The organism is Luteimonas terricola, assembly GCF_004352845.1.
Taxonomy (GTDB): Bacteria; Pseudomonadota; Gammaproteobacteria; order Xanthomonadales; family Xanthomonadaceae; genus Luteimonas; species Luteimonas terricola.
This window is the reverse complement of sequence record NZ_SJRX01000020.1, coordinates 1-3,044: the sequence shown is the minus strand read 5'-3', so window position 1 is coordinate 3,044 and position 3,044 is coordinate 1. Positions and strand designations below refer to the sequence as shown.

Here is a 3,044-nt window from a genome sequence, read left to right as displayed (position 1 = left end):
GGCCAAGCTTCGCAAAGTTGCTGTAATGTTCGGCTCAGGGGGTTGGGCCAGGTGCTACGCATCGGCGGCCTAACGAGTCATTCAAGCCGATGCCGCTTCGCGGCACGGCTTAATTCTGGTGTTAGGCCTTGTGTCCCGCACCGTTGTTGCCGGGTTCCAGGCGATCCGTAGCACCTCGCTTATCCGCAGCGTTTGCACCTCGCACGCGCGGTGCAGGCATCGGCAGTCAGTCCTGCAGCGCCTCGGCTTCGGACAGGCGCGACCCTTCGCAAGATTCGACCCGCCGGGTCGGCTTCGGACAGTAAACGGTGAGAGTTCTTGGCCGCGCGCATGGGGCGTTTCGGCAGCACCGGGCACGGCGCTTGTTGTACTGTTCGCATCAGGGGTTGGGCTGCCGCACGTCGGGCGCAGGTGCCAGGGAACGGCGGCCTAACGAGTCGTTCAAGCCGATGCCGCTTCGCGGCACGGCTTAACTCTGGTGTTAGGCCGCAGAAGGAGTTTTATGCAGCCCGAAGGACTTCCAATTTCGCTTGGGATCACGCTCTTCGCAATGGTCATTGTGTGGTTCTTGCTCATCAAGCTGCTTTTCAATCGTCTGGAGCGAGCGCACGCGCAGAAGTACGAGGCAATGGGCCGGCCGTCGCTCTTCCTCCGCAACAATATTGCAACCGGATGGGCCACACTTAAGTTCCTGGTGGCTCGAGAACACAGATCGCTCAACGACAGTTATCTTTCTAAGCTGTCGGATGGCATGCTGATCTTCTTCATCGTCTACCTCATGCTCTTTTTTGGCATAAGTGCGTGGCTCGTCGGGCATCCAGTCCCAGCGGCCTAACAATTCATTCAAGCCGACACCGCTTCGCGGCGCGGCTTAATTCTGGTGTTAGGCCTTGTTTCCCGCACTGTTGTCGCCGGGTTCCAGGCAATCTGTAGCTCCTCGCTTATCCGCAGCGTTTGCACCTCGCACGCGCGGTGCCGGCATCGGCAGTCAGCCCTGCAGTACCTCGGCTTCGGACAGGCGCGACTCTTCGCAAGATTCGACCTGCCGGGTCGGCTTCGGGCAGTGGGCGGTGCGAGCTCTTGGTCGCGCGCATGGTGCGTTTCGGCAGCACCGGACACGGCGCTTGTTGTACTGTTCGCCTCAGGGGTTGGGCTGCCGTACGTCGGGCGCAGGTGCCAGGGAACGGCGGCCTAACAAGTCGTTCAAGCCGAAGCCGCTTCGTTACGCAAACCACATGGCAGGTAAAGCTTGCCATGTGCTTCGCTCCACTACGCGTCTCGGCTTAACTCTGGCGTTAGGCGCCATGGACATTGACTCGATTCGACCAATTTTAAGTGGGCTCATCGGCGCGTTCGTGGCTGTTTGGCTGACCTCGCGTTGGGAAAAGTCACTGCCGAAGGGCTTGGCAGGAAAATCAAACGAGGATGTGACGCATCAACACAAGCTCACCGTCTTGATCGCAAACGCTCTGTTCTTCACTGGACTCGGCATCGGCCTCGCAATGTACAAGCTGGGCGGTTACCTCAGCACGGACATGACACCCTTGCTTGTCGGCTTTGGCTTTTCTGGCTTTATGCCAATCCTCGCGCTCGTGGCTATACCGCTGGTTCGCGGTCAAAGACCAATCGAGGCGCTCTATGCCTTCTCCGTTGGCCAGAAATCTCCAATGGCAGTAACTTACGGAATACTTGGTGTTGGCGCTGCCATGCTCCCTTTCGGGCTGTATCGGCTTGGCGCCTAACAATTCGTTCAAGCCGACGCCGCATCGGGGCGCAAACCACATGGCAGATACAGCTTGCCATGTGCTTCACGCCCCGCTGCGCCGCGGCTTAACTCTGGCGTTAGGCCTTGTTTCCCGCACTGTTGTTGCCGGGTTTCAGGCAATCTGTAGCGCCTCGCTCATCCGCAGCGTTTGCACCTCGCACGCGCGGTGCCGGCATCGGCAGTCAGACCGGCAGTACCTCGGCTTCGGACAGGCGCGACTCTTCGCAAGATTCGACCGGCCGGCTCGGCTTCGGGCAGTGCGCGGTGAGAGTTCTTGGCCGCGCGACTTGAGCTTCTAGGCTCCGCTCGCGCGACGTGCCAGGTCAACATCCAGCAAGACTTGTTGTACTGTTCGGCTCAGGGGTTGGGCCGTCGCGGGTTGGGCATAAGTGCCGGGCAGCGGCGGCCTAACAAGTCGTTCAAGCCGAATCCGCTTCGTTACGCAAAACACATGGCAGGTAAAGCTTGCCATGTGTTTCGCTTCACTACGCTGCTCGGCTTAACTCTGGTGTTAGGCCTTGTTTCCCGCACTGTTGTTGCCGGGTTCTAGGCAACCTGCAGCGCCACGCTTATCCGCAGCGTTTGCACCTCGCACGCGCGGTGCAGGCATCGCCAGTCAGCCCTGCAGCACCTCGGCTTCGGACAGACGCGACTCTTCGCAAGCTTCGACCTGCCGGGTCGGCTTCGGATAGTGCGCGGTGAGAGTTATTGGCCGCGCGCAGGGTGCGTTCCGGCAGCACCAGGTACGGCGCTTGTTGTACTGTTTGCCTCAGGGGTTGGGCTGCCGCACGTCGGGCGCAGGTGCCAGGGAACGGCGGCCTAACGAGTCGTTCAAGCCGATGCCGCTTCGCGGCACGGCTTAACTCTAGTGTTAGGCCTTGTTTCCCGCACTGTCGTGGCAGCATCTTCGGGTCGCCTGTTGCATCGGGCTCTTCCGTGACTGTTGGCTCCTCGCACGCGCGGTGAGGGGCATCGGCAGCCACCCGTGGCGGACATCCGCCTCAGACAGGCGCGGCTTCGGCACAAGTACGATCATCCTGAGTCGGCCTCGTTGTGGTTGGCGGTGCGGGTCCTCGGCCGCGCGAGCTGTAGACCTCGGCTCCGCTCTCGCAGGCACGGCCAAGCTTTGCCAAGTTGCGGTAATGTTCGGTCCAGGGGTTGGGCCCAGGTGCCACGCATCGGCGGCCTAACGAGTCATTCAAGCCGATGCCGCTTCGCGGCACGGCTTAATTCTGGTGTTAGGCCTTGTTTCTCGCACTGTCGGGACAGCCTCTTCGGG

At 60.8% G+C, this 3,044-nt stretch carries 2 protein-coding genes; both read left to right on the top strand.

The annotated features are described in order from the left end of the window. Positions 1-502 precede the first annotated feature (502 nt). Positions 503-835, top strand: a complete 333-nt coding sequence (locus E2169_RS14140) for a hypothetical protein (RefSeq protein WP_132987263.1) — start codon at positions 503-505, stop codon at positions 833-835. A 469-nt stretch (positions 836-1,304) separates the two neighbouring features. Further along, positions 1,305-1,742 carry a hypothetical protein gene (locus tag E2169_RS14135; RefSeq protein ID WP_132987262.1) on the top strand — a complete coding sequence of 146 codons (438 nt, stop codon included), beginning with the start codon at positions 1,305-1,307 and terminating at the stop codon, positions 1,740-1,742. The last annotated feature ends 1,302 nt before the right edge of the window (positions 1,743-3,044 follow it).

Bases quoted from the DNA above. Each gene is read 5' to 3' on its own strand.
- E2169_RS14140 (WP_132987263.1), top strand. From the start codon at position 503: ATGCAGCCCGAAGGACTTCCAATTTCGCTTGGGATCACGCTCTTCGCA.
- E2169_RS14135 (WP_132987262.1), top strand. From the start codon at position 1,305: ATGGACATTGACTCGATTCGACCAATTTTAAGTGGGCTCATCGGCGCG.